At 38.5% G+C, this 26,999-nt stretch carries 23 protein-coding genes and 2 pseudogenes; 15 read left to right on the top strand and 10 right to left on the bottom strand.

Annotation, left to right across the window (positions count from 1 at the left end; all coding sequences use genetic code 11):
* Positions 1-426: 426 nt before the first annotated feature.
* From D1092_RS02790 to D1092_RS02815, 6 genes and pseudogenes are all read right to left on the bottom strand, one after another.
* Positions 427-1,402, bottom strand: a pseudogene (locus D1092_RS02790) (DUF3987 domain-containing protein); the annotation flags it as partial.
* Positions 1,403-1,584: 182 nt separating this feature from the next.
* On the bottom strand, positions 1,585-1,857 hold the full coding sequence (locus tag D1092_RS02795) for a type II toxin-antitoxin system RelE/ParE family toxin (protein WP_120122087.1): 273 nt from the start codon (positions 1,855-1,857) through the stop codon (positions 1,585-1,587).
* Positions 1,854-2,144 carry a CopG family ribbon-helix-helix protein gene (locus D1092_RS02800; RefSeq protein WP_120122088.1) on the bottom strand — a complete coding sequence of 97 codons (291 nt, stop codon included), beginning with the start codon at positions 2,142-2,144 and terminating at the stop codon, positions 1,854-1,856. The genes D1092_RS02795 and D1092_RS02800 overlap by 4 nt, the downstream gene beginning before the upstream one ends.
* 114 nt (positions 2,145-2,258) lie before the next feature.
* Positions 2,259-2,954, bottom strand: a pseudogene (locus tag D1092_RS02805) (DUF7146 domain-containing protein); the annotation flags it as partial.
* Between the two features lie 103 nt (positions 2,955-3,057).
* Positions 3,058-3,258 (bottom strand): helix-turn-helix transcriptional regulator, encoded by a 201-nt coding sequence (locus D1092_RS02810; RefSeq protein ID WP_007347430.1) that lies wholly within the window; start codon positions 3,256-3,258, stop codon positions 3,058-3,060.
* Positions 3,259-3,467: 209 nt separating this feature from the next.
* Entirely contained in the window at positions 3,468-4,634 is a 1,167-nt protein-coding gene (locus tag D1092_RS02815; protein ID WP_120122090.1) for a tyrosine-type recombinase/integrase, read from the bottom strand.
* A 195-nt stretch (positions 4,635-4,829) separates the two neighbouring features.
* On the opposite strand from D1092_RS02815, the gene D1092_RS09790 reads away from it, so the two are divergent.
* The 7 genes from D1092_RS09790 to D1092_RS02855 all read left to right on the top strand — a co-directional run bounded on the left by D1092_RS09790 (position 4,830) and on the right by D1092_RS02855 (position 13,609).
* Positions 4,830-9,293, top strand: coding sequence for a phage major tropism determinant (locus D1092_RS09790; protein ID WP_241448287.1), 4,464 nt, complete (start codon positions 4,830-4,832; stop codon positions 9,291-9,293).
* An 11-nt stretch (positions 9,294-9,304) separates the two neighbouring features.
* The gene (locus D1092_RS02830) at positions 9,305-9,634 is read left to right on the top strand and encodes a hypothetical protein (RefSeq protein ID WP_120122091.1); all 330 of its coding nucleotides are present in this window, start codon (positions 9,305-9,307) and stop codon (positions 9,632-9,634) included.
* Between the two features lie 65 nt (positions 9,635-9,699).
* Positions 9,700-10,362: a lysozyme gene (locus D1092_RS02835; RefSeq protein ID WP_148255600.1), complete on the top strand. Its 663-nt coding sequence runs from the start codon at positions 9,700-9,702 to the stop codon at positions 10,360-10,362.
* Between the two features lie 41 nt (positions 10,363-10,403).
* Positions 10,404-10,634: a hypothetical protein gene (locus D1092_RS02840; protein ID WP_120122092.1), complete on the top strand. Its 231-nt coding sequence runs from the start codon at positions 10,404-10,406 to the stop codon at positions 10,632-10,634.
* A 9-nt stretch (positions 10,635-10,643) separates the two neighbouring features.
* Positions 10,644-11,066, top strand: coding sequence for a hypothetical protein (locus D1092_RS02845; protein WP_120122093.1), 423 nt, complete (start codon positions 10,644-10,646; stop codon positions 11,064-11,066).
* Between the two features lie 16 nt (positions 11,067-11,082).
* Positions 11,083-11,865 (top strand): DNA adenine methylase, encoded by a 783-nt coding sequence (locus D1092_RS02850; protein ID WP_120122094.1) that lies wholly within the window; start codon positions 11,083-11,085, stop codon positions 11,863-11,865.
* A gap of 352 nt (positions 11,866-12,217) precedes the next feature.
* Positions 12,218-13,609 carry an L-serine ammonia-lyase gene (locus tag D1092_RS02855; RefSeq protein WP_120122095.1) on the top strand — a complete coding sequence of 464 codons (1,392 nt, stop codon included), beginning with the start codon at positions 12,218-12,220 and terminating at the stop codon, positions 13,607-13,609.
* A gap of 1,760 nt (positions 13,610-15,369) precedes the next feature.
* Here the strand turns inward: D1092_RS02855 and D1092_RS02860 are convergent.
* Together D1092_RS02860 and D1092_RS02865 are read right to left on the bottom strand one after the other, a co-directional pair.
* Positions 15,370-15,648 (bottom strand): hypothetical protein, encoded by a 279-nt coding sequence (locus D1092_RS02860; RefSeq protein ID WP_120122096.1) that lies wholly within the window; start codon positions 15,646-15,648, stop codon positions 15,370-15,372.
* A 32-nt stretch (positions 15,649-15,680) separates the two neighbouring features.
* Entirely contained in the window at positions 15,681-17,030 is a 1,350-nt protein-coding gene (locus D1092_RS02865) for a D-alanyl-D-alanine carboxypeptidase (protein ID WP_120122097.1), read from the bottom strand.
* Between the two features lie 233 nt (positions 17,031-17,263).
* Between D1092_RS02865 and clpS the strand changes: the two genes are divergently transcribed.
* The gene (gene clpS, locus D1092_RS02870) at positions 17,264-17,659 is read left to right on the top strand and encodes an ATP-dependent Clp protease adapter ClpS (protein ID WP_120122770.1); all 396 of its coding nucleotides are present in this window, start codon (positions 17,264-17,266) and stop codon (positions 17,657-17,659) included.
* 6 nt (positions 17,660-17,665) lie between these two features.
* Positions 17,666-20,017 carry an ATP-dependent Clp protease ATP-binding subunit ClpA gene (gene clpA / locus D1092_RS02875; protein WP_120122098.1) on the top strand — a complete coding sequence of 784 codons (2,352 nt, stop codon included), beginning with the start codon at positions 17,666-17,668 and terminating at the stop codon, positions 20,015-20,017.
* 22 nt (positions 20,018-20,039) lie between these two features.
* Here clpA and D1092_RS02880 read toward each other — a convergent pair whose 3' ends face one another.
* Together D1092_RS02880 and D1092_RS02885 are read right to left on the bottom strand one after the other, a co-directional pair.
* Positions 20,040-20,462 carry an HIT family protein gene (locus tag D1092_RS02880; protein WP_120122099.1) on the bottom strand — a complete coding sequence of 141 codons (423 nt, stop codon included), beginning with the start codon at positions 20,460-20,462 and terminating at the stop codon, positions 20,040-20,042.
* Positions 20,463-20,597: 135 nt separating this feature from the next.
* Positions 20,598-21,059, bottom strand: coding sequence for a RidA family protein (locus D1092_RS02885; RefSeq protein WP_120122100.1), 462 nt, complete (start codon positions 21,057-21,059; stop codon positions 20,598-20,600).
* A 145-nt stretch (positions 21,060-21,204) separates the two neighbouring features.
* On the opposite strand from D1092_RS02885, the gene D1092_RS02890 reads away from it, so the two are divergent.
* The 6 genes from D1092_RS02890 (at position 21,205) to D1092_RS02915 (ending at position 26,990) form a co-directional block, all read left to right on the top strand.
* A complete protein-coding gene (locus D1092_RS02890) occupies positions 21,205-22,041 on the top strand; it encodes a cell envelope integrity EipB family protein (protein WP_120122101.1) in 837 nt (278 codons plus the stop codon).
* 167 nt (positions 22,042-22,208) lie between these two features.
* Positions 22,209-22,988, top strand: a complete 780-nt coding sequence (rpsB, locus tag D1092_RS02895; protein ID WP_120122102.1) for a 30S ribosomal protein S2 — start codon at positions 22,209-22,211, stop codon at positions 22,986-22,988.
* A 102-nt stretch (positions 22,989-23,090) separates the two neighbouring features.
* Positions 23,091-24,014: a translation elongation factor Ts gene (tsf, locus tag D1092_RS02900; RefSeq protein WP_120122103.1), complete on the top strand. Its 924-nt coding sequence runs from the start codon at positions 23,091-23,093 to the stop codon at positions 24,012-24,014.
* Positions 24,015-24,169: 155 nt separating this feature from the next.
* Positions 24,170-24,889 (top strand): UMP kinase, encoded by a 720-nt coding sequence (gene pyrH, locus D1092_RS02905; RefSeq protein ID WP_120122104.1) that lies wholly within the window; start codon positions 24,170-24,172, stop codon positions 24,887-24,889.
* A 37-nt stretch (positions 24,890-24,926) separates the two neighbouring features.
* A complete protein-coding gene (gene frr, locus D1092_RS02910) occupies positions 24,927-25,487 on the top strand; it encodes a ribosome recycling factor (protein WP_120122105.1) in 561 nt (186 codons plus the stop codon).
* A gap of 687 nt (positions 25,488-26,174) precedes the next feature.
* Positions 26,175-26,990, top strand: coding sequence for a phosphatidate cytidylyltransferase (locus tag D1092_RS02915; RefSeq protein WP_120122771.1), 816 nt, complete (start codon positions 26,175-26,177; stop codon positions 26,988-26,990).
* Positions 26,991-26,999 lie beyond the last annotated feature (9 nt).

Genomic DNA, 26,999 nt, shown 5'->3' on the forward strand with positions numbered 1-26,999 from the left:
TGATTCAAAATAAATATCGATAACAAAATGAGACAAAAACACACGAAAACTCATAAATTTCTTAAAATTAAATTTTATAAATAATATTTATAAGCAGCATAATAGTGGAATTTGCTATTCGTTTCACACATCATTCAAGACAAATGCACTATGTGTTTAAAAACATCAGAATGATCATTTTGATAGGTTTTGTCTGTTTTAAAAACTCCCAAAACCCCTACAAAACTCCCCATAGTATATTCTATCAGTTGAATTTATAAGTTGCATTGTCGATATAGGTTGTTTTTTGGAAAAATCATAAATCTTAACACATTGAAATATAACAACTTTTATTCTTGATTAAAAAATAAAATAATAATGGGTAAAAGTCCCCCCCCTAAACCTCTAAAACTAATAGTTCAAAGCTTTAAAAATCTCACAATTGTCTCAGTGTGATGTCTTATGAATTTTCACTAAGGGGTGCCATTCATAACGTATGGTAGGTCGACCGCCTTGAGAGCTATTGTCTCCAGAGATTTCACGAATATAGTTACAACGACATAAAAGCTCTAAAGCTTGCTTAACGGTTTCATTATCTTTTAAACTTTTCCAATCGCGCTTATAAATATCACGTAGAGTAAAGCCATCTTGTAAACAATCACAGCGTTCGACAATCAATTTTGCACGCTCTGCTGCTAATTTATCTACCGCCCCATAGAGGCGTTTTTACATGACTTAAAAGATATTTTTTCCAACGCAAGGCTGTTGTAATGGCATAGAGTCCAATTTCAAAACGCCCCCCTTCGGTCAGTTCAAAAATCAAGGCAAGGCTTGCTATGGTTTTTGGCATTTTCAAAAGATGCGCTTGTAAGGGGTCAGAGAAATGACTCTTCTTTACTTTTTTCTGAAAGCTTTTCCACCACTCACAAAATATCTCTTGAGCATCAGCAGAAAAACGCATGGTAATGGGGTGTTCTGGTGAGCCAAGGGGCTTATCATAGAGAGAACGAAACAGCCTTTCATAATCTTGCTGTGCGTCTTGATTGGGATACCTATCAATCCAGTCCGGCTCTTCGATTTCATTGGGCCACACCAGCATCTGGAACCGTTGGAGCAAACCATCATCATTTTTGCCGTAGAGGATTTCTTTAATGAAAGGAATAATTCGTGAAGGTTGAATGCCCCCTATAATGGAAACAGTTGCATTAGGGATATAAATGGTTCCACGTCCTATACGGTCATAGGTAAATCCACCGTATCCATTAAAAGCTTTCAAATAAAAACCACAGTCTGATTGATATTCCTTCCGTTCCATATCTGCTAAAAAACCAGATAACTCATCACAAACCATTAAGAGACCACGGGGGGGGTCTTTTAACAATTCTCCAAGTTTTTCGACCGTCACATCATTGATAATCAGACGTCATTTGACAAGAATGTCATCATCATTTTTACGAGTAAAAAACTAAGTGATGTGCAAAGTAATTATGCTAATCATATTCGCCACATTAGAAAAATAATAATTTATCATTACTTACTGATACAGAGCGCAGTATTGTAAAAAATAATTTGCTTCAATTACCAAATAAATAAAAATACAATTGATTAGGGAAATTTTTTCTTTGTATGAAGCACACGTAAAATACGCACAACGCCATTTGAAATATCATAAATCATGATATAATTTGGATTTACAATAAGTTCACGTGTATTTACAATTCGTCCTAAACGACCAAGAGTAGGAAATTTAACAAGTTTTTCTACCTTTTCAGATAAAAGTTGATCAAACTTTAAGGCAGCAGAAGGATTATCTTGTGATATGTATTCACGTATCTTTTCGCGGTCAACGTGTGCTACTTGTGTCCAAATTAGCTTCATAAAGTTGATCTATCTAATTTACTTTGTGTTTTTAAGCGCCATTCCCTTGCTTCTGCTTCCGCTTCTTCAGAAGATATTATATCGCCTGCATCAGCAGAATTTATTCCTAATTGGACTTGTTCCCGAAACCATAAATCATGCGCACTTTTTTCTTTTTGTTCTTTTACGATTTCACGCATATAATCCCGCAACAATTGTGCACCAGATCTATCGCATGCCTTTGCTGCTTTAGAAAATTCATTTTTTAATACATCATCAACGCGAAAGGTAAATGTTGTTTCAGCCATTTTACCACCCCTTAATGTGTTACAATATAATTCTAATGTAATACATTTTTACTATTTCTTCAATAGATACTGTTAGAATAGATATTTTATATCTATTTTGCATTTTCATAGGTTTGAAAGGGACGCCCATAAATTCACGGGCTCTGATAACAAACCAGACAGCAAGGAAAGACCAGTTTCAATGCCTTCACAAATAACTAGATGTTTTGGATTATCTTGGCTTAAATGCACAGCACCGCCCATAACAGACCCCAACATGGCTTTGGCTGGTTTCTGATCTGTTTTACAGCCATTGGCTTGTAAAAAGGTTCTATGAATGGCAAAGGAACCAGCCCCCTTAACAAGCGCCACCAACGCGGGCAGTGTCATTCCTAATGGGTGTGGACAGTTGTCGTGAAAGCGTAAATAAGGAAATAAGTCACATGTAATACCCCGCATGCGTAAATAGGTTTCTGCTAAAGTATTTTTAATCGGTTGGCTTTGTTGCCAAATTGCTTTTGCTTTTTCTGCTTTCTGTTTTGCTCGTTTGAGATCAGCAGAAAACTGTTTTGAGAAAGAAAGCCTATGATCATAAGCTTTATCAATAAAGGCTTGTTTTCCCAGCAAGCCAATTCTTCTAAGCGCTTGTATGATCTCTCTAAAAGAACAGCCAGCATAACAAGTGAGTAAAAGACGCCCATCATGTCCATTGGAAAGAGATAGACTAGGCAATTGATCATCATGGGCTGGACAACGGGCACTTCCATAACGCCCATACCAAACCCCACGCAAGGCATTTGTGATGCCCTGAGCATTTATATAAGAAAACACGTTTTTTTATCCTATGATTATTGCACCATAGGACGGATTTTGCTATTCATTCTTTGAGTGAAAATGGAAAGCCTTGTCCGTCCTTACGTGACAAGGTTTTCTTTTATGCGACGTCGTTATAACGTTGCTGTTTCGCTTGCTCTATAACATTCAAAAGATCTGATTGTAACCAACGCGATAAAAAACCAAATTTTAAAGGTTTTGGTAAAGAGCCATTGGTCACATGACGGCGAAATGTTGAGACACTCATATGAAGCAATTTTGCACTTTCACGGTCAGTTAAAAGAATATCGTTTTCTGTCATTATAATTTCCTTTCAAGAGTAAAAAATGGGAACAAATCATAAGTATTTATTAACCATATTTTCGAATCATTGGAAAGGTATTTAGTCTATAAAAAACAGTGTTTTATTATCCATTTTCTGATGTGATAATTTATGAGTCTCATTGAGAAAGAATGAGAGAAGAGAGAGAGAAAGTTATCCACAGATAATGGGGTTATGCACCCCATATCTTAAGCTTGACCTGTAACATAAGCCGCCCATTTATCCATATAGACACGGCGCTGTTCTAAATAATCAGTCCGACGATAAGCACGCTCTACTTTGCCCCCAACCGTATGACTTAGAATGGTTTCAGCGACCTCATAGGGGGCATCAGTTGTTTCAGCAAGCCAATCGCGTAAACTAGAGCGAAATCCATGCGGGCAGGCGTTCAGTCCAGCCTGTTGCATATACCTTGACATACAGCGTGCAGCGAGGGGACCGCGACCGGTTGCAGAAAAGAAGAAATCATTGCGAGAAAGCAAGCGCGCTTGTTTTAAAACTTCTAATGTTTCTGTTGATAAGGGGACGCGAAATTCTTTTGTGGTATCCCGTTTTCCTTTCATATTCTCAGCAGGAATAGTCCATATATCCCCATCAACTTGATCTTTATGAATATGACATAAAGGATTGGTACGAACGCCTGTCAAAATAAGCAAGCGCAAAGCCAGTTGTGTTATAGCTGTTTTTTGACAAAGTGTTTTATAAAAAGCGGGCACCTCTCTCCAATCCATTGCTGGTAAATTTTGGACTTTATGGCGTTGTTTACCTAAAAGAGCGCGTGCTTTTTCTGTTGCTTGTAAATCAACATTCAATCCTAATGCAGCCGCATGTTTGAGACAAAGATTAAGACGTATCAATGCTGTTCGAGCAGTTCCAGCTTTTATATGCCAGATAGGGGCAAGAACATTGCGTATTTTTGTTTGGGTAATCTCAGAAACCGGCAGACAGCCTAATTTTGGTAAAATATGCAGTTTTAAAGGTGAAAGCCAATCTCCAGCCTTGCCATCATTTTTTAATTCAGCTTTACGACTTTCAAAAGCATCCAACGCGATATCTTTTAAATAATGGAGATTACGCATTGCTTCACGCTTTTGTTTGTTGCGCTCTTTAATAGGGTCACGACCCTCACGTAAAACAGAACGCCATTGGTTTGCACATTCGCGAGCTTGCTTTAAAGAGACATCTCTTAAAGCGCCCAAGCCCATTTCACGACGCCGCCCGTGAAGGGTATACCGTAAAATCCATTGAGCACCTCCATCTTTACGCTTATGAAGAAGCAAGCCGGCACCATCATTATATTTGCCAGCCCCCAATGTTGCGACAGATCTTGCATTAAGACGGTTCATAAGGACCATTTTTACTCCTTTCTTATACAAATTTAATCCACACACTCATCCCGCTTGTGATGTGCAAATGAGTGATTTTAATTGATGCAACATAAACAGATTTGAAATGAGAAAATCTTACGTTATTCGGTGTTCTAATTCAATATGAATAACGCTATATTATCATTATAAATCAATGTGTTATCAGGTTCATTAGCTACGGTATTGGAAAGTTTTGCAGAGGTTAAGCAGATAAGTGACAGCGCAGTGAATGTCTCGACAGAAGCTAAGAGATTAGCTGATTCCTCAAAATTGATTGCTGAACGTGCAGAACAAACAGCGAGAGAAGCTTCTCAAACAGCCATGGAGACGACCCAAGTAGCAGCGACAGCAGTAGCGACGAGTCATGAAGTTAAGACGGTAGCGACCCAAGCGAGTCTTAAGGCGGATGGCGCCAAACAAACAGCGGATGATGCCAAGGATATGGCAGAAAATGCGAAAGTGTTATCGGAACGGGCAACATCTTCAGTTACAGAACTCACTCAAAGAGTATCACAAGTACAAACGTCAATAGAGACAGCATTAACAGAGGTAAGAGAAGGCAAACAGACAGCAGAGACTGCGAAAGAGACAGCAGATAAAGCGTCGTTGAAATCAGCACAAGCCCAACAGGATGCTTTAGAGGCTTCTAGACTAGCCAATGAAGCAAAAGTAGCAGCAGAACAAGCTTTACAAGCTGATAGACAAGCGATTCGTGAAGGGGATACAACGACAAAAAGTTTAGCAGAAGCTGTTCAGAAGAAAGCGGAATCAGCCGAGAGATTAGCCCAAGAAAGTAAGAGCGTTTGTGAAGAAGCCAAGCAACTAGCCATAGAAGCCAAGAATGCCTCGACGACTGCGCTTACAGAAGCAAGCGATGCGAAGGAGAGAGCATCTACAGCGGTTACATCAGTCAATGAAGTTAGGAATATTTCTGAAGAAGTAAAAGGGTTAGCAGACACAGCGACGAGAGCATCAACAGAAGCGCAAAAGACATCGGAAGAAGCATTAAGAGAAGCAAGTTCTGCGAAGGTAATTGCCGATACGGCATCTAGCACAGCCAATGATGCGAAAAGGAAAGCCGAAAGCGTAGAGAGTGTTGCAAATACAGCAAAAGAGGCGAGTGATCAAGCAAATCAAACAGCTGAATCAGCGAAGAGGCTTTCAGAAGAAGCGAAAGAGGAGGCAGGTCAAGCCAAGTCGACAGCCTTAGAAGCGAAAAATGCGGCGGATAATGCAAAGAGGCAAGCAGAAGAAGCCCAACAAAGTGCGACAGAAGCCACGAAAGTAGCCAATGAATCCAAGTCTCTTGCAGAAGGAGCAGAACAAACAGCGAGAGATGCAAAGCAAACAGCCATGGAGACGACTCAAGTAGCTGCGACAGCGGTAGCGACGTGTCATGAAGTTAAGGCTATAGCGACCCAAGCAAATGGTAAGGCAGATGAGGCAACAACGAAAGCCGAAAGGGTAGAGGCAATAGCAAATGAATCCAAACAAACAGCGATAAAAGCGACAATATTTGCAGAAACAGCCAAGCAGACAGCAGAGGAAGCCAAGGGTGTAGCAGATGGTGCATCTACGACAGCCAATGATGCCAAGGGTATTAGTGAAACAGCCTTGACAGCAGCTAATCGAGCAGATCAGAAGGTTACAGAGGTAAGGCAAGAAGTTTCACAAGCGGTTACGAGTGCAAGGGGAGCAAAGGACGGGGTCACAGCGGTGACCAGTTCAGTGAATGAGGTAAGACAGACAGTAGAACAAGCCCTAGCAGAGGTCACAAGCGTTAAGGCAAGCGTCTCTATCATAGAAACGACGGCAGGAGAGGCTAAGAGTGTATCAAGTGAAGCCAAACAAGTTTCAGAAACGGCAAGAGTTAAAGCTGCAGAGGCGCAAGCTAATGCAACAGAAGCGATAAAGTTAGCCAATGAAGCGAAGGTAGCGGCAGAGCAATCGGTACGTTTAGAGGGTAAAACGATACGCGGTGGAGAGGCGATCAAGGTCTTGGCAGAAGATGCGAAGAGCAAAGCGGAAGAAGCAAAACAACGAGCGTCAGAAGCAAAAGATGCGTCTTCAAATGCTCTCACGGCTTCTACAGAAGCAAAGGAGCAATCCGCACAGGCGATTACCTTAGTTAATGAGGCAAAAGGTATTAGTGAAGAAGCCAAGGACTTAGCGGAAAAAGCGACAGCAACCTCCACAGAGGCACAAAAGACAGCAGATCAAGCACGAACAGCATTGACTGATGCGAGCACGACGGCAAGCACGGCATTAACCACAGCTAATGATGCGAAGAGGATTGCAGAAGCAGCCAAAACCTCATCAGAAGAGGCGAAGAATCTTGCACAAGTAAATAAGAATGTTTGTGATGAGGTTAAACAGACACTCAGTGATGTAAAAAGCCTTGCAGAGAGGGCGGTATCAACAGCCAATTCGGCAAAGCAGACAGATGATGATACGATACAAAAAGTCTCAGAATCATTGACGCAGTCGAGTACAGCGAAGAATATAGCAGAGGCTGCTAAAAGCGTAGCGGATAGTGCAAGCAAGAAAGCAACACAAGCAGAACAGCAAGCAAGTGAGGCGACGAGAATAGCAGGAGAGGCGAAAAAAGTGGCAGAACAGGCTGTCCATTCTGGAAAGGCAGCAGGTCAAGATAGTGCAGAAGCTATAAAAAGCCTCGTTGAAGAAGCCAAGAATAAAGTAAGCGAAGCTAAGCAAGTAGCCGATAGTGCAAAGGTTAAAGCAAGTTTTGCAGAGAGTGCAGCAGAAGAGGCACAGGATGAAGCAAAGCAAGCACGTCAAGTAGCCGATAGTGCAAAGTCTATAGCAGAAGAGGCGAAAAGCACAGCGGGTGGGGCTGTCTCTAAAGCAGATCAAGCACAACAGGATGCATCAGAGGCGACAAGAGTAGCGAATGAAGCCAAGTCATTAGTAGAGCATATGGATGCAGAAACTTTGAAAAGTTTAGCCGAAGAAGCCAAGAGCAAGGCAGAAAGGGTAGAGACAGTAGTTAATACAGCGATGGGAACAGCATTATCTGCTAAGAGTATTTCGGAAGAAACCAAACAAGCCGTTAGTCGCGCACATTCTATAGCGGAAGAAGCGAAAGAGATAGCCAAAGAAGCCCAAGAAGAAGCAAGCCAAGCCAAACAAACGGCTGATAGTGCAAAATCTAAAGCCAATTTAGCGGCAACAGCAGCTGAAGAGGTACAAGAAGAAGTAAATAAAACGAAGGAAGCAGCCAATGAAGCAGACAAAATAGCTAAAGAAGCAAAAAAGACAGCAGATTCTGCCGAACATAATGCGAGGCAAGCGCGTAGTGAGGCAGAATCTGCGAAAAATATAGCTTATGACGCTAATAGTAACTCTCACAACGCGAAGGAAATAGCCAATAGCGCTAAGACTACCGCAAGTTTAGCGAGTATGCACTCAGACGAAGCCAAGAAGAAAGCCGGAACAGCTGAGACACGAGCTTCAGAAGCAAAGAATGAAGCTGAAAAAGCCAAGCAATTAGCCAATAGTGCAAAGTCAACAGCAGATAGTGCGAAAAGTCTTACCGAACAAACCAAACAGTCTTTAAGTACGACAAATCAAGAGCTTGGTGCTGTCAAGAGATCTTTAGCAACGGTAACAGCGACGATGAATTCTACGAAGAGTGCGGTAACTGTAGCTCAGACAGAAGTCTCTCAAACAAAAGCGCTAACGCAAGATATAAACACTTTACTGAAACATTCTAATTTAAGCATTTTATCAGTTTCTAGTCCGTTTCTTGTTGCATCAGGAAAAAAACAAGTCACCTTGAAACAAGGAACCTACATTGCTCTTAATTTTAATAATGTATCATGGTTGCGTTATCCAAATGATAAAAGAATAGATATTCCCCAAATTCTTTCACCAGGAAAGGACTATTATTTATATCTGGCATACGATGCGGGTAAAAATCAGGAGAAATTTGTTTTGTCAGTTAACGCGACCTATCCAGATGGATATACAGCGAATAATTCTCGTAAGATAGGAGGTTTCCATGCTCTTTGTGCGGATGTTGGAACGATTTCGGGGCATCCCTTATCAGGCTATAGAGCAGGGGATATATTACCCAATTCTGTGTGGTGTCTCAATCACCGCCCGCATAGTTCGCCAGAAGGAATGGTTTACGACCCCTCTACAGACATGTGGGTAGATATTTATCTTCAGTCAGGCATCGGTGAAAATACGAAATCAGTCTATCGTACCAATATAACAACAAACCGTAGTTATACCGATCATGCAACAGATATGGCGCGTGTTAAAAAATCTTTATTGAGTGATGAGGCGTTTGCTTCAGCCATGTATGGGAGTAACGATAAGAGAAGTATTCAAGGTAAAAAGGCGCCTTCTCCAAAACATTCTGGAGGACATAAGGATACGGCAAATCGTCGTATGATTTCTTACATTGGTTGTGAGGATGGTTGTGGCTATATATGGCAGTTTTTGTCAGGCTCTATTTTTTTCTCAACAAAAGATGATGTAGGGACTAAGGCAATGGTAGCTGGAGGGACTTGGAATAATGAAGAAGAGAGCCACCGATTTTCTCGAGGGTCCATAGCTATCAATGGTGGCAATGAACAAGTTTCGGCGCGTGGGTGCAGCCGTTCACGTCGTTTTGTCTAGGGGATATTGAGATGATAGATTATCCAGAACATTTAAATAGCAAGCAAGATTATCTGAATATGCTTTCTTTTGATAAGGCAGAAACGGTCAGAAGGCTCAAGGATCTTTTAGAGACGCGTTTTTATTGGGTCTTTATTAAAGAGCTTAGTGACGGAGAAGATGGAATAGAAGATGATACGCATAAGGTTTGTCTAACAACGCAAATGCCGTCTGATCTGAAAGGAGATTTTGTAGCCAAGCATTATCAATATGAATTACAGGAAAGCGATTATGCGCCGCTTTTTAATCTAGGATTTAGTGTTGAAGAAGTCGAGCAGTTGATCAAAGATCATAGCCAATAGAAGATTATAAAAGAAGATTTTAATCCAGCCCCACTGATGTGGGGCTTTTTTTATGGGAGCGTCAGATGAGAAAGATATCAAGGGAAGGGTTAGAGCTTATCAAACAATGGGAAGGCTTGCGTTTAGAGGCATATAGAGATTTAGCATGCATTTGGACGATAGGGTATGGTCACACCAACAATGCCGGTACTCCGCTTGTCAAAAAAGGCATGCGTATTACGAAAGAGGAAGCAGAAAAAATCCTTTGTGAGGACTTAAAGCAATTTGAGAAGACGGTAGAGGAATCTGTAACAGTTTCGTTAACAGATAACCAATTCGCAGCCTTGGTGTCGTTTTGCTATAACGTAGGAACGAAAGCTTTTTGCAAGTCAACGTTGTTGAAGAAGCTTAATCAAGGGGATTATGAAGCAGTTCCTGGTGAATTACAGAAATGGAATAAAGTGGGGGGCAAGCCTTTTATAGGTTTAGTCAACCGTCGAGCAGCCGAAGCTGGTTTATGGGTAAAAGGGTCTTACATTGCTTCGAATTATGAACGGGTAGAAACGCGTAGTGCAACTGGTCTTTTAAAGATAGAAGCACTCGCGCCGATTATAGGGTCTTGTTCTGGGTTTGGAGGTTTTTTGGTAGGCAATGGACCGGTCCAATGGGCATTAGCAGGCATCATGGTCTTAGCCGCTTGTACAGGACTGGTGATTGTTGCCAAGCGGTTTAAGGAGCAGCGTTTGTAATTTTTTGGTTTAAAAGATTAAGCAACAGGGAGCACGTTTATGTGGTTGGCAAAATGAGTAGCAATCAAAGTAAGCGGAGAAAAGACCTTTCGGAAACGGAACAACAGCTTCTTCACGAGATGATAGAAACGTACCAAGGCATAAAGATGATGTCACGCATTATGAAGTGGATAGCCTTTATTGTCTTTATGTTTGTAATCGATGTGTCCCGTTTTATGGATGCCATAGAAAATAGCTTCTCACACTTAAAAAAGTGGATAACAAAAAGTTAGAGAAAACCTATGTTTGATACACCGCATAGAATTAGATTTTTAAAAACTCATAATGGAGATGCAAGCTTAAAACAAGATTGCCTCTTAACATCAGAAACGAATCTTCGTTGGCAAAATTTTTTAAATAATCTTCTCATAGTTAGCTATCATCATCATAAAAAAAATAAAGTAAAAAATCCAGATATTAGTTTTCAGAAGCATGTGATTGATGTTTCAGATGATGATGCAATAGCACAGCGTATTGCGTTGATTAGTTATTATTTGTCTAATTACCTCTTCAAGGAGGATTTTGATGAATGCTATATCGCAAAATGCTACAGCTCCGATAGTTTTGACGATTTTTATTTTGTGATAAAAGTAAACGGTTTTAGTTTTCCACTTCATTTAGGAAACAAGAAATACCGTAAGATTTTTTATTCTAAAATTATCTAAACTTCTCCTTAAAAATATGACAAAACAAGAATTTACACAGACACTGTTTGCGTGGATGGGTGGAAAACATTATCTACGTAAGAAAATTATACCGATTTTAAATAGTATTGATCATGAAACCTATATTGAACCGTTTTTAGGTTCAGGGGTTATTTTTCTAAACAAACGACCAGCGAAATATTCCGTCATTAATGATTTGAATGGAGAGATCACGAATCTGTTTCAATGTGTTCAAAATGACTTTGATGATTTAGCCAAAAGATTAGAGTGGTTTGTTTGTTCAAGACAGTTGTTTTTTGAACTTGCTGCTATTGAACCAGAGAGCTTATCGAAAATTGAAAGAGCAGCACGCTTTTTGTTTCTTCAACGTTGTGTGATGTATGGGAAAGAAGATTACTATTCTTTTAGCTTTGTAGGAAAAAAAACGGTAAGCTTTAATCCGGACAAACTTTTAGCAAGAATGAAACGTGTTAGACAGAAGCTTCTTGATACGACGATCTTAAACTTATCGTGGGAGCGGGTTGTTGAACTTTTTGATGCGCCCGACAGTTTATTTTATCTAGACCCGCCTTATTTTATAAAGAAGAAATGCTATAGTTCAGGTAATTTTGTTGAAGATGATTTTGTTAATATGGCAAAAGTTCTCAAAGGCATTCAAGGCAAATTTGTCTTGAGTCTGAATGATTGTGATGCTGTTAGAGAGATTTTTAAAGATTTTGACTTTTTAGAATTAGAGACTCTTTGGACAGCAGGTACAGCAAAAAAAACACTTCGAAAAGAAGTGCTGATTCGTAATTGAGAGGCATGTTGCAAAATCCTATTCCCCGACTTTTATTCGGGTATCCCTCACAGTAAAAAAGGCATGTGAATACAGTAAACTATAACTTTAAAAAAGGTTTATTAAATTCTAGTCTTGCATATTAACACTTATTTTACTAGGTTCGAAAAGTTAGATGACTCTAGGGGTATTGTTCATTTTAAAGGTTGACTATGGAAAGCACTATAGAAAGAAAGTGTTGGGTGGTAGCAAGACGGGCGACATTCGTGTTTATTGCTGTCATTTTTTTAGTTTATCTCATAATTTGATTTTAAATAGGATAAACGTTATAAAAAGCGTATGCTCAAGCCATATTACAGTTTTGGGGTGATACGTGTTTTTATCTGTTTTTGAACTTTTTAAAATTGGGATTGGTCCTTCTAGCTCACACACAATGGGCCCGATGATGGCTGCCAATATGTTTTTGCAAAAGGTGCGAGATTTTTCTCAGTTATCCGATATTCAAGTTTCTCGTATACGAGTTTATCTCTACGGTTCTTTAGCTTTTACGGGTATTGGTCATGCGACAGATAGGGCTGTTGTGTTAGGACTTTTAGGAGAAAAAGCTTCTACTGTTGACCCTAATAATATGGAATTCCTATTAGAAAAAGTTATCCGTGAAAAAAAAGTGCAACCAGAAGACCATCCCGCTTATCAGTTTAATTTGCAAAGTGATCTTATTTTTGAACGAAAAGAAGTCTTACCTGGACATACGAATGGACTCGCATTTGAGGGACTTGATATGGGTGGGAATGTTCTGTTACGACAGATTTATTATTCTATCGGGGGGGGCTTTGTTGTGACTGAGGATGAATTAAGCCATATGAATGGTGATATACAACCAGAAGTATTTAAGGTACCATATCCTTTTGATTCTGCTCGTACAATGTTATCAATGGCAGAAAAGTCTGGACTTTCGATTGCTGAAATGAAGCGCTTAAATGAAGAAACAAAGATTGAGCGTTCTTCTCTAGATGCAGGACTTGATGAAATTTTTTTAGCGATGACAAATTGCATTGATAGAGGTCTTTCACAAGAAGGTGAGTTGCCTGGTGGATTACGTGTTCCAAGGCGTGCTAAAAAGCTGCATGAAACGCTTTTGGAAAATCAAAAGAAAAATTTCAATTATCCACTTTGGGCAAATGATTGGCTTTCGGTATATGCTATGGCAGTCAATGAGGAAAATGCAGCGGGTAGTCGTGTTGTTACAGCCCCAACAAATGGGGCCGCTGGTGTTGTCCCTGCAGTTTTGCGTTACTATCTTCAGTTTAATGATAATTCAGATCAAGAGGGAATACATAATTTTCTATTGACGGCAGCAGCTATTGGCGGTGTTATCAAACATAATGCATCTATTTCTGGTGCAGAAGTTGGGTGCCAAGGTGAAGTTGGAACGGCATCTTCAATGGCCGCGGCGGGATTAACCGCGGCATTAGGGGGAACGCCGGCTCAAATTGAAAATGCAGCGGAAATTGCGCTTGAGCATCATTTGGGAATGACGTGTGATCCGGTTGCAGGTCTTGTACAAGTTCCTTGTATTGAACGTAATGCAATGGGAGCGGTTAAGGCAGTAACGGCATCTTCTCTTGCATTATATGGTGATGGGGAACATTTTGTTTCTCTTGATGCTTGTATAGAAACAATGCGTCAGACGGGTCATGATATGAGTGAACGCTATAAAGAAACAAGTAAAGGTGGTCTCGCAGTCAATGCAATATCTTGTTAGAAGTGCGATTTCTTGTTAAGAGCCGGAATATTTTTTAATCCATAACTGGACTCGTTGGGGAAGGATCACCTTTCTTACTTCCTAAGAAAGCTTATGTTTTTTGTGGCTTATAAATCAAAATTCAAATTTAATTTAGCAGTATGCTTAAGATAAATTTAAGGCGGGTTCGTGCTTTCTGAAGGAGCAATAGCTTTTGCCTGCAAGATTGGAAGGAGAGTATTGCTTATATCTGTTTGATTTGTCTTTGAAATGGAAAAGCAGTCTCATTGGGAAAATAAATAAGTATTGAGTAAAATAAGCGATCAATCTATCACTACTTTCTAGCTGGATTTTATGTTTTTTTTAAGTAGAGATCTTTTGGACAGCTGATATGGAAAAAAATACCTTGAAAAGAAACTCTAATTTGCAATCCTTAAAGGATCTTAGAAAATCTTATTCTCTAACTTTTATTTAAAATCCTGTACCGAAAAAAAATTAAAATAAATAGTAGCGTATATATTAAAAATGTTTATCAAAATTTTCATAAAGAATAGAATGCAGATAATAGGACATTATCGTATTGCTTATTCGTGAATTTGTTTTAGATGAAGATTGTGATATCATTAAAAAACGCGATAAACAAAAACGTGAGATAATGCATAATCTTCATTATTTAAAGAACATCGCTTTAGGTGATTTTGAAAGTTGTAAAGCTTAATTAAAAGGAGAGACGGTGAGGTTTGGGACTAGTTTTTACCTTTAAAATTTCCTATTCTTCCAAAATTAAGTTTTCTGTCTGTTTTAGAGATTATACAAGCAAAGATAGGTTATACCCTTTCTTCTATCTGGCATATAAAGGTTACAACAGAAGAAAAAACACTAAATCACCTGAATATTTATATCAAACATGCGATGACTTTGGATATTGATTTACAGGCAATAAGAAAAAGTACAGATTCTCTTAGGAAGAAAACAACTCTATAAAACGCAAAATCTACTAGCAATGAATTGAAGAGAAAAGACTGCTTTTTTTATAAAAAACTTTGCCAAACAACGCATAACACATTTAATTTTGCGTATATTTATTCTTACAGGATTCGCACACATCCATTGCGTTATAGTTGTGATAATTAGATTAAAGATGATTTATGGATAATTTCTGCTGAAGGTGTAAAGGTTGACAAGATGCTAAAGAAGAATTCCGTATATCTTTACCATTTCTAAAAGTAAATTAATTTTTTTCATCTCATTGTCCTATTTCATTTGTCACTATATCAAGGTATATAAAAAATAAATTATCATTATAAATTAAAATGTTATAGAAACTGTACCATGATATTTAATCTGATAATTTCTTTTACGTTTTTTATCGACAGTCTTTGTATTTTTAACTTTGCTTTGTTTGTTGAAAGAAATAAAAGGGCTTAGATTATTTTTACAGCGTTTATGTTGTAGAGGAAATCATTATTAAGAGGGATTTTCTTTATTGCACTTTTACAATAACCTCTAAAATGATAGGCTTTCGTCCCATGAATGGTTCATTTTTTTTCAGAAAGATATCAAGGACAATTTTTGCTATTAACTCAAAAAGTGGAAAAATATTTGGTATTCTTGTATCCTTAAAAAATAGTTTGATTGGAAACTTGAAGATATTGGATAATTGAAAAAGCCATCAACATAACGCCTACAACTTAAGAAAGAAGTATGTCTATTAAAGGATTTTCTAAGACTGTAGACAATGGTGCAATAATAAAACAATTTTTTGGAAAAGATTTGTAGAATTAAATATTTGTTGCTCCTAGACGGATTTTAATAGGTACATTACCAGTTTGACTCGCAACACGCAAATGAATGCGTACGGGAGGCATCATGAGACGACGATTACGCATTGTTTGGCAAATGAGAAGATTAACAAGGGATTTTGTATCTAATGCAGTTGAACTATATTTTAAACCAGTAAGTTTTGCTGCAGCATCGTGAAGGGAACGCAATGAAAGGAGGGATGATTGCTTCAATAAAATTTTTTTTTCATAAAATGAAGCAAAAGCATTATCTGTCATAATACTATCCTTAACGCAGAATTCAAAAACTTTTAGTAGGCTACAGTATAGCAGTTAAAATTTGCTTTCTTTAATGTAGAACAAGCATCAAATGCTGCTTTTTTTGATTGAAATCCTGTAAATCGGGCACGGTAATAACGCTGCCCATTTTTTTCAAACAGTTGCATATGTGAAGAGGCGTTCTTTAAAGTAGAAAAAGCTGTATCTTTTGCTTTTAAAAGCAGAGTGTTTGCCTGTGCTTTACTAGGAAGAGAACCAATTTGGATAGCCCATCCGGTATTTGTGGATAAAGAGGCGTTAACAATTTTATGAGTCTCAACCGGTATAGCTTTTTGAGGGTTAGGGATTGGTACAATGACCCTATTTACAGCTGTTATTGCGACATTGGAGTTTTTAGGTTGTTCTGCAAATGCTGTCAACATAGTTGAAACTTCATCGTCAAAATTACTTGAATCAGCTTTAATAGTCGGTATAGGAGTCTTTGCGCCAGTGGGTAAGTGATAGCGTACAGAAGCTATTAAACGTTTCTCACTTTTCATTTGGCTTGCTTTGGGCAAATATTGATTCAATAAGCTGGCCATGTGCTCGTCACGTGCAGTAGATGATTTACCTCCCATAACAACAGCAACAACAGAGCGTCCCTCAAGACGCATCGAAGTTGCTAAATTAGAACCTGACATTTGTGTATACCCTGTTTTAATTCCATCGACACCTTTCATTATTTTAACGAGTTTATTGTGGCTGTTAATTGTATGTCCACGGAAATTAAAACTTTTTATTTTGAACAATTTATATTGTTTGGGAAAATGTTTACGAAGAGCTAATGACAAAGTGGCGATATCTCGTGCCGTAGAATAATTGTGTACATCTGGAAGTCCTGAAGCATTGGCAAAATGTGTATGTCTCATGCCAAGTTTACGCGCTTTTACTGTCATCATTCGAGCAAATTTTTTTTCACTCCCTCCAAGATATTCTGCAATGGCTGTAGCAACATCATTTGCTGATCTTGTAATGAGTGCTTTAGCGGCGGATTCTGCAGAAATTGTTTGACCTGCTTTAAATCCAATTTTTGTTGGTGGGCGCATTGCAGCGTATTGTGAAACAGGAATTGGAGTATTGGGTGTCACACGACCCATCTGCATAGATTCAAACAGTAGGTACAGTGTCATCATTTTTGTTAAAGAAGCAGGATAACGTTTCAGTGTTGCATTGGCTTGAAAGAGAGTTTTCCCGGTCGTTGCATCTATAACAATAGCCGCATACTTATCAGGATAGGCTCCTTGGGGGGTTGCTGATGCCCAACAGCAAGAAAAAGCTAACATAACAAAAGAAATTGCTATCTTTCTATAGCAGCGCATAATTTTTTGATCATTAATATACACTTGCAGTATCCTATTTCTACATTTACTCTGAAAAACTTCTATAAAGCTTCCTTTTCCGTAACGTGTTGATGCAGTTTAGACGAATGGTATTACTAATTTGTTTACAGTAGTTATTTTATGAGTGACTTAAATCTAACCATAGGAGGAAAGTCTTTATCTTATGCGAAAGAGCTATTGCAATAGTTTTGAAAGAACTTAAAATTAATAAGAAATTTGCTCTATGGAAAACAATAATGAAACAAACATTCATAATAAACTCTATATCTCATATTATGTATAATGAAAAACTCCACATTATGCATAATAAAAAAGGCAAGAATTGGGATGAAGATAGGTATAGTGCGGTTATAATACCTAAGGCTAAGGTGAAACTGAAAAAACCTAAATTATATCGCGTTCTTTTATTGAATGATGATTACACACCTATGGATTTTGTTGTTTTCGTTTTGAAGAACTTTTTTAAAAAAAGTTTAGAAGAGGCAACGCGGATTATGTTAAATGTTCATCACAATGGGATAGGAGAATGCGGAACTTATACTTATGAAGTTGCTGAAATGAAAATCGTACAAGTGAGGGAGTGTGCACGTCAAAATGAACATCCGTTACAATGTGTAATGGAATGGAAGTGAGGAGTTATGCCATCTTTTACACCTAGTCTTGAAGAGGTTTTGCATCGTGCATTAACAATTGCTACTCAAGCGCGACATGAATATGCAACATTAGAGCATCTTCTTCTTGCGCTGTTAGATGATGTTGATGCAAATTCCGTTATTCAGGCATGTCAAGTAGATGTGGAGGAACTGCGCGAACGCTTAACCAACTATCTTCGCTCAGAGTTAGATGAACAGATTAAAGCTGGTGAGGATACAAAACCTACAGCTTTTTTCCAGCGTGTTATCCAACGTGCGGTGATACATGCTCAATCTGCTGGAAAAGATGAAGTATCAGGGGCAAATGTTCTTGTTGCAATTTTTTCTGAACGTGAAAGCCATGCAGCCTATTTTCTTCAAGAGATGGGAATGACACGCTATGATGCTGTACGTTTTATTTCACATGGTATTACGCGTGATGATGGATTATCCATGTTACTTGAAGGACTTGAAGAGCAATTAGATCAGCAGATTTCAGACAATGGTGAAAGGGTAACGAGTGCTTTAACGGGTTATTGTATTGATCTTAATTGTAAAGCGCGGAATGGGAAAATTGATTTATTAATTGGCCGCGAAAAAGAAATTTCACGCATGATTCAAATTCTATGTCGAAGATCAAAAAATAATCCGCTTTTGGTTGGTGATCCCGGAGTAGGAAAAACCGCTATCATTGAGGGGTTAGCAAAGCGTATTGTTGATGGGCAAGTGCCAGAAGTTTTATCAAATGCAACGATATTTTCTCTTGATATGGGGGGACTTGTTGCTGGTACACGTTATCGCGGTGATTTTGAAGAACGATTAAAGCAAGTTATTAAAGAGTTTGAGCTGTATCCAGATGCTATTTTATTTATTGATGAAATTCATACCTTAATTGGAGCAGGGGCAACATTAGGGGGAAATATGGATGCAGCAAATCTTTTAAAACCTGCATTATCTTCTGGCACTATGCGATGTATTGGCTCGACAACTTACAGAGAATATCGAAAATTCTTTGAACAGGATCGTGCTTTAGAGCGCCGTTTCCAGAAGATTGATATTAATGAACCCTCTGTTCCTGATACAATTAAGATTTTGCAGGGGATGAAGCCTTACTTTGAAGATTTTCATCAGATCAAATATACAGATCAGGCAATGAAGGCATCTGTAGAATTATCTTCACGCTATATGGTTGATCGTAGATTACCAGACAAAGCAATTGATATTATTGATGAAAGTGGTGCAGCGCAAAAGCTTTTACCACAAAAACAGCGCAAAAAGACTATAGGTGTTAAAGAAATTGAAGCGACTATTGCTACGATTGCAAGGATTCCACCCAAAACAGTTTCGCGGAATGATCAGAAGATATTGAGTAAGCTTGAGAGAGAACTCAAGCATGTTGTTTATGGGCAAGATCAGGCAATTTCCCTCTTAGTTTCATCTATAAAATTGGCGCGAGCAGGTTTACGCGAACCAGATAAACCAATAGGAAGTTATTTATTTTCAGGACCAACCGGGGTTGGAAAAACTGAAGTTGCAAAACAACTTGCATCATCTTTAGGCATTGAACTCTTACGTTTTGATATGTCAGAATATATGGAGCGCCATACGGTAGCGCGCTTAATCGGAGCTCCTCCAGGCTATATAGGCTTTGATCAAGGAGGTCTCCTTACAGATGCAGTTGATCAGAAGCCTCACGCCGTCCTGTTGCTCGATGAGATTGAAAAAGCCCATCCAGAGTTATTTAATATTTTATTGCAGGTCATGGATTATGGTCGATTAACAGACCATAATGGCAAGAAAATTGATTTCCGCAATATTATTTTGATTATGACAACCAATGCTGGTGCTTCAGATATGGCAAAATCAGCAATTGGATTTGGGAAAGTCCGCCGTGATGGTGAGGATATAGAGGCAATCAATCGGTTATTTACACCAGAATTTCGCAATCGATTAGATTCAATTATTCCGTTTGCACCTTTATCTCACTTAACTATCAATCAGATCGTGCAAAAATTTATTTTTCAGCTTGAAGCACAATTAGCTGATCGGGGGATCTGTTTTGAATTAAGCCCTTCTGCAACTTTATGGCTTTCCAATAAAGGATATGATTCCCAGATGGGAGCACGCCCATTAGGACGTATTATACAAGAATATATTAAAAAGCCATTAGCAGATAAAATTTTATTTGGAAATTTACGTAATGGCGGCATTGTTCGCGTATCGACACAAAAGTCAAATGGCGAAAAAGAAAGATTACAGTTAGAAATTTCCTCTTCTAATCTATCTGTTAGCTCAAAGAAAAGCAAAACGAAAAATTTTAATAAAAAAACTGTAGGAAAGAAAAGCGCAACATCTTAAGAATATGCTACAAAAGGGCCTATTATAGGGCTGCACGAATTTTTTTGGCATTCTCTTCAAGTATTTCTGTAGGCGTTATCACTTCATTATGAGGAGTAAGTTCTATTCCTTCCATACGTGGTATAATATGGAAATGGAGATGATAAACGCTTTGTTGACTAGCCGCTTCATTAAATTGCATGATCGTTATGCCATCGGCTTGAAAGGCTTTTTTGACGGCATTGGCGATTTTTTGAACCGCCTTAATAACAGGAAATAATGTTTCAGTATCGGCATCAAGTAAGTTTCTAGAGCCTTTTTTAGGAATGACCAGTGTGTGCCCTGGTGCTTGTGGCATGATATCCATGAATCCAATAACATCATCATCTTCGTAAACGCGAACAGAAGGGATTTCATTACGAATTAATTTAGCAAAAATATTGTTATCATCATAAGCTTGTTTCATAAAAATATTTCCTTTTATCGTAAGGGTGGAATTTTAATGTCAAAACGGAAAAGTGCAAGGTTTATCAGAGTGTAAGATAAAAAAATATCTCGACTTCAGTGATTTTTAAGGAATGCACTGCCTTTGAATAAAGATTTAGATTTCTATGATGGCTTCAACTTCTACAGGAACATCCATAGGCAGAGAGGCAACACCAATAGCAGAACGGGCATGTTTCCCAATTCCACCAAGAATATTGACAAATAAATCAGAAGCTCCATTGGCGACAAAAGGGATATCAGTAAAATGAGAATCAACAGCCACAAAAACAGTAATTTTTACCACGCGTTTTATTCTACTGAGATCACCCAGAGTTTCTTTGAGTTGAGCGAGAATATTGAGAGCACAAGCTTCAGATGCTTGTTTGGCTTGTTCGACATTCACAGCTGCACCAACTTTACCGATGGCGATAGGTTTTCCATTTATAAGAGGGAGCTGTCCAGAAATAAAGAGCTTATTGCCACTTTGTGAAGTTGTGATGTAATTAGCAAGGGGTTGCGTTGCTGCCGGAAGAGTGATTCCGAACTTTTCTAAGTTTTTTTCAATCACATTGGTCATAATTTAAACTCCATAGCTATTCTATAAACATATCATTGCATAACTTATTTTTTGATTGAAGGAAATGTGTGGTTAATTGAGAAATTAGCCTTTTTTGCCTTATTGTATAGTGTTATGCAACGGGAATAAAGTTTGGAAGTTGGGAATGATTAGAGCATTATTTGTAATAGTTTTATATATTGTTTTTTTCTGTACGGCGAGAGCTGAGGAGCCTATTTTTATTGTGCCTCATCGAGCAATTTATGATTTTCAGCTCGATAATGTTTCTCATGAAATGACAATTTCTGGGATGTCGGGGCGAATGGTTTACGAGCTTACTGGCTCTCCATGCCAAGGCTATAGCACACGTTTTCGTTTTATTAGCCGTCTTCATGTTGAAGATATGCCGGTCCGTTTAACGGATCAACAGACGACGAGTTATGAAGCAGGAGATAGCCGTATGTTTCGTTTTAATGTGACCGATCAAGAAGGGGAAGAGATTACGCATCGTGCTGAAGGAGTCGCGGAGCGAACGGGAGATGGTATTACAGTTACCTTAAAAAAGCCAAAGGAAAAAGAGTATAAGCTTGCAATGGCTGAATTTCCAATAATGCAATTAAAGAATATTATTCGCCATGCAAAAGCGGGGGATCATTTTTATAATGTTACTGTTTTTGATGGGACAAATAAAGCGGATAAAGTTATAAAAGAAAGTATCGTCATCGGGGAAAAGAAAGCGCTTTTATCTGATAATGAGACGGAAAAAATGAAAAAATTGGATGAAGAAGAATATTGGCCTGTTACAATCTCTTATTTTGATGATGGTGAAAATAAAGATGGTTTGCCGGTTTATCAGAGCAGGTTTCTTTTACATGAGAATGGCATCATGCGTGATATTCATATAGATTACGGAACTTTTTCAGTGCGTGCAAAATTGAACAGTCTTGAATTCCTTGAACTTGGAAAAGATCTTGATCAATGTGAAAATGCAAATATTAAATGATTGAAGAAAATAACTTGAAAAAGAATCAAATATTAGTATGTTTGCGCTATTCCACACGCGGAGTTTGGGTGTTTGTAGATAATCTGTGAGGAAAGTCTAGCAGACATCCGCCGGTAGTAGGTTTTCCTGCTTTTTCCGCGGAGGTTGAACCGGAAAGGATAAGATTTATGGCACTACCCGATTTTACAATGCACCAGCTTTTGGAAGCAGGTGTACATTTTGGTCACCAGACTCATCGCTGGAATCCCAAGATGACCCCCTATATTTATGGTCAGCGTAATAATATTCATATTATTGATCTTGCTCAGACCGTTCCACTTTTACATCAAGCGCTTAAACTTGTTTCAGACACTGTTGCGCGTGGTGGTCGTATTCTCTTTGTTGGTACGAAACGGCAGGCATCTGAAATTATCGCTGATGCAGCAAATCGTTCTGCCCAATATTATGTTAATGCGCGTTGGCTTGGCGGTATGCTGACGAATTGGAAAACGATTTCCAATTCGATACATCGTTTGCGAAAGCTTGATAAGATTCTTGCTGCTGAAGCACAAGGTTTTACTAAAAAGGAACGTTTAAATCTTGAGCGTGATCGTGAAAAGCTTAATCGTGCGCTTGGTGGTATTAAAGATATGGGTTCTGTCCCAGATCTTATCTTTGTTATCGATACAAATAAAGAAAATATTGCACTCCAAGAAGCGAAACGTTTAAACATTCCAGTGATTGCCATTATTGATACCAATTGTGATCCTGATGATGTAACACATCCAATACCAGGGAATGACGATGCTTCACGTGCGATTTCTCTTTATTGCGATCTTTTTGCGCGTGCTGCTCTTGATGGTATTGCACGCCAGCAAGGTGCAATGGGTATCGACTTAGGAGCTCAAGTTGATGCACCAGTGGAGCCTATTTTGGAAGAAAATGCGGTTTCAGCAGTTTCTGAGTAATATAAAGTGCCTAATTAAGGTACTTTTATTATCTAAAGAAAAAGTTATAGGCGTGCAGAGGGAATTTGCACGTTTTCACTGTTACAGAATGAAGAGGCAAATATGAGCGTTACTGCTGCACAAGTAAAAGAACTTCGAGAATTATCTGGCGCTGGAATGATGGACTGTAAAGCAGCGTTGGCAGAAACCGATGGTGATATGGAAGCTGCTGTTGATTGGCTTCGTAAAAAAGGGATAGCAAAAGCAGATAAAAAGGCTGGTCGTACAGCTGCTGAGGGATTAATTGGAGTCGTATCAAAAGATTCACATGCAGTTTTGGTTGAGATTAATTCTGAAACAGATTTTGTTGCACGCAATGATGGATTCCAAGACATTGTGCGTAAAGTAGCTACTGCGGCTTTGGGTACGCCAGGTGATGTTGAATCTGTTTCTGTTTCTCTTTATCCAGGCTCTGAGAAGACTGTAGAGCTTGCAATTAAAGATGCAATTGGTACAATTGGCGAAAATATGACGTTTCGTCGTTCTGTTAAATTGTCTGTTGAGAATGGTGTTGTTGCGACTTATATACATAATAGTGTGGCTGATGGGCTTGGAAAACTTGGTGTTTTGGTTGCAATTGAAACAACGGGAAATAAAGAAGCAGCTCTTGCTTTTGGTCGGCAGGTTGCAATGCATATTGCGGCAACCAATCCATTAGCACTTACAGCACAAGATGTTGATGCTAGTGCCATTGAGCGTGAAAAAGCAATTTTTTCAGATCAAGCACGCCAGTCTGGAAAACCTGAAAATATCATTGAAAAAATGGTAGAGGGACGTATGCGTAAGTTTTTCGAAGAGGTTGTCTTACTTTCTCAAGCTTTTGTTATGAATCCTGATATGACTGTTGAGGCTGCTTTAAAGGATGCTGAGAAATCAATTGGTGCTCCAGCAAAAATCACAGGCTTTGTTCGTTTTGCACTTGGTGAAGGTGTTGAAAAAGAGGAATCTGATTTTGCTGCAGAGGTTGCGGCAGCAGCAAAAGGCTAGTTATTGCAAACTTTTGATAAGAGATTTAAAATCATCATTGTTTTTAGAATCTCTGCTAAAAACGATGTAGTTGTTGTGAGGGCGTCACGTGAAAAAAGGTGGTGCCCTTCGTAGTGTCAAAAGCAAAAAGTAAATGTGCTTTTGGGAGATTATGAATGGCATTAGCACTTCCGTATAAACGTATTCTTTTAAAGGCTTCTGGTGAAGCTCTTATGGGGGGACAGAGTTTTGGCATTGATGTTTCTGTTGTCGACCGTATTGCTACTGATATTGCAGAAGTGCGCGCAATGGGGATAGAAGTTGCGGTTGTTATCGGTGGGGGAAATATTTTTCGTGGTGTTGCTGTTGCTTCGCGTGGTGGGGATCGCGTGACAGGTGATCATATGGGAATGCTTGCAACGGCTATTAATTCTTTAGCATTGCGAACATCATTGACAAAATTAGGGGTTGAAACTGTTGTACTCTCTGCGATTGCGATGCCACAAATTTGTGAAAGTTTTTCACAACGTAAAGCGATAGCTTATATGAATCAGGGAAAAGTTGTTATTTTCGCGGGCGGTACGGGAAATCCATTTTTTACCACTGATTCTGCTGCGACGTTACGTGCAGCAGAAATTGGTGCGGATGTTCTTCTTAAAGGAACACAAGTTGATGGTATTTATTCAGCCGATCCCAAGATAGACCCTACAGCTAAGCGTTTTGACCAATTAACACATGTTGAAATTTTGCAATGGGGATTATCGGTTATGGATTCAACGGCGGTCACTTTAGCCCGTGAAAATAATGTACCGATTATTGTGTATTCCATTCATGAAAAAGGCGGTTTAGCTAAGGTCTTGAATGGAACAGGGCGCTTTACAATGGTATCGGAATAAGGCTAAGCTTCAAAGGACAATTGAAGGAGACAGAAATATGAATGTTGCATCAATTATGGATGATCTGAAGCGTCGCATGGATGGCGCTATTACGGCTTTTAAACATGAATTAGGTGGCTTGCGGACGGGACGGGCATCGGCGAGTTTATTGGAACCTTTGACCGTTGAATCTTATGGTTCTATTGTACACATTAATCAGGTTGCTAATATTTCTGTTCCCGAGCCTCGGATGCTTTCTGTTTCTGTATGGGATAAAACGATGGTAGGCGCTGTCGAGCGCGCTATTCGCGATTCTGGTCTTGGTTTAAATCCCATAACTGATGGTACGAATTTACGTATTCCTTTACCTGAATTGAATGAAGAACGCCGTAAAGAACTTGTAAAAATTGCGCATCACTACGCGGAGCAAGCGCGTGTTGCGACACGTCATGTTCGTCGTGATGGTATGGACAATTTGAAAAAGTTAGAAAAAGATGGTGAAATTGGACAAGATGAAGCCCATAGTTTATCCGAAAAAGTTCAAAAACTCACAGATGAAACCATTGCTGATATTGATAAAATTTTAGTCGTGAAAGAATCTGAGATTATGCACGTTTAAGACTTTTTTGCTAGGAAAATATTTTATTCTCAGTGTGTAAATTATTTTTATGAATAAGAGCAGGGAGTCGTATGCCTTGTGATAGCAAGGTATGATGCAAGAAAGCTATTTGATTACCTTAATAGGGAAAAGATTAATTTTAAAGGAGTTATGCTTTTATTCCTTAATCTGTGAGGGGTGTCTCCCTTTTACTGTAGGTATTATTAAACCAGGTGATGAGAAACATTATGAGGGGTGACTCAAATATTATAAGATGGTTTTGAGGTATATAGCACAAAAAAATAATGCCTTACTCTTACCATCCATTATACAACATGCGCGCAAGATAATGGAACAAGTGGATGTTATGGAGCGTAATTCGTTTTTTAATGATGAAGAGCTAATAGAGGAGCTCTTTTATACGAAAAAAACTCTAAGTTAATTTATGCAGGGCGTAAATAATCACTTTCTCATTTTATGTTTAAGAAATCTTTGAAAATTTATTTTAAGATTAAGCGAGATAAGGAAGATTTTTGATCTGTTTTCATTGATTATTCGTTGGATAAGCACTATCTTGGCAGACTAAATCGTTTATGATAAATTATAAGAGAGATTTGCACAAGTATGGAATAAAAATACGGGATAGGGAAGTTTTTTTGCATCAATTTTAGAGGTTGTATTTTCTATTTTTATTGTTTGGATGTTGTCTTGTCTAATTTGGTTTATCGTGTTCTAACGGCTTTTGTGTTTGGCGTTATTGCTTTGTATCTAACATGGTTGGGGGGGACTGCTTTTTTTCTGTTAGCATGGTGTGTTGGCGGTTTTATTCTTTATGAGTGGATGAATATTACTCAAGAGAAGTGGTGTATTTTACAAAAGATATTAGCAGGTATTTTTTATTTTCTCATTGGCTTTTTTTTAGTGTTGAATATCTCTGCTTCATTGATCTTTTGTGTTTTAATCGTGTTGGCTGCAGTATTGGCTATTATATCTATAAAAAACAGTGGTTGGGTTTTTTGTGGTTTTTTATATGCATCTTTTCCTGTTGTGGCTTTATGCTTTTTACGGGATCATGAGATGTTGGGGTTCCAAGTCGTTATTTTCTTATTTACGATAGTATGGGGAACCGATATTGGTGGGTATTTTATCGGACGTGCATTAGGGGGGCCTAAATTAGCACCACAATTTTCTCCTAATAAAACATGGTCAGGAGCACTTGGTGGTACATTTGTCGGCGTTTTTGGTGGTATATGGGTTGCTTTTGGATTTTTTGATATAAATTTAGCAAGTTTTTTTGTGCCACTCCTTACACTTGTTTTATCAATTGTTTCACAATTAAGTGATTTAGGCCAATCATGGCTTAAAAGACGATTTTCTGTTAAAGACTCCGGTTTTTTATTGCCTGGACATGGTGGTTTTATGGATCGTATGGATGGATTGGTAGGAGCAACTTGTCTTCTTTATTTAATTGGTTCATTGATATCTGATATGAATGCACCTTTTAATCTTTTTAGTATGATTTAATGGGGAGAA

Source organism: Bartonella krasnovii, from assembly GCF_003606345.3.
Lineage (GTDB): Bacteria > Pseudomonadota > Alphaproteobacteria > Rhizobiales > Rhizobiaceae > Bartonella > Bartonella krasnovii.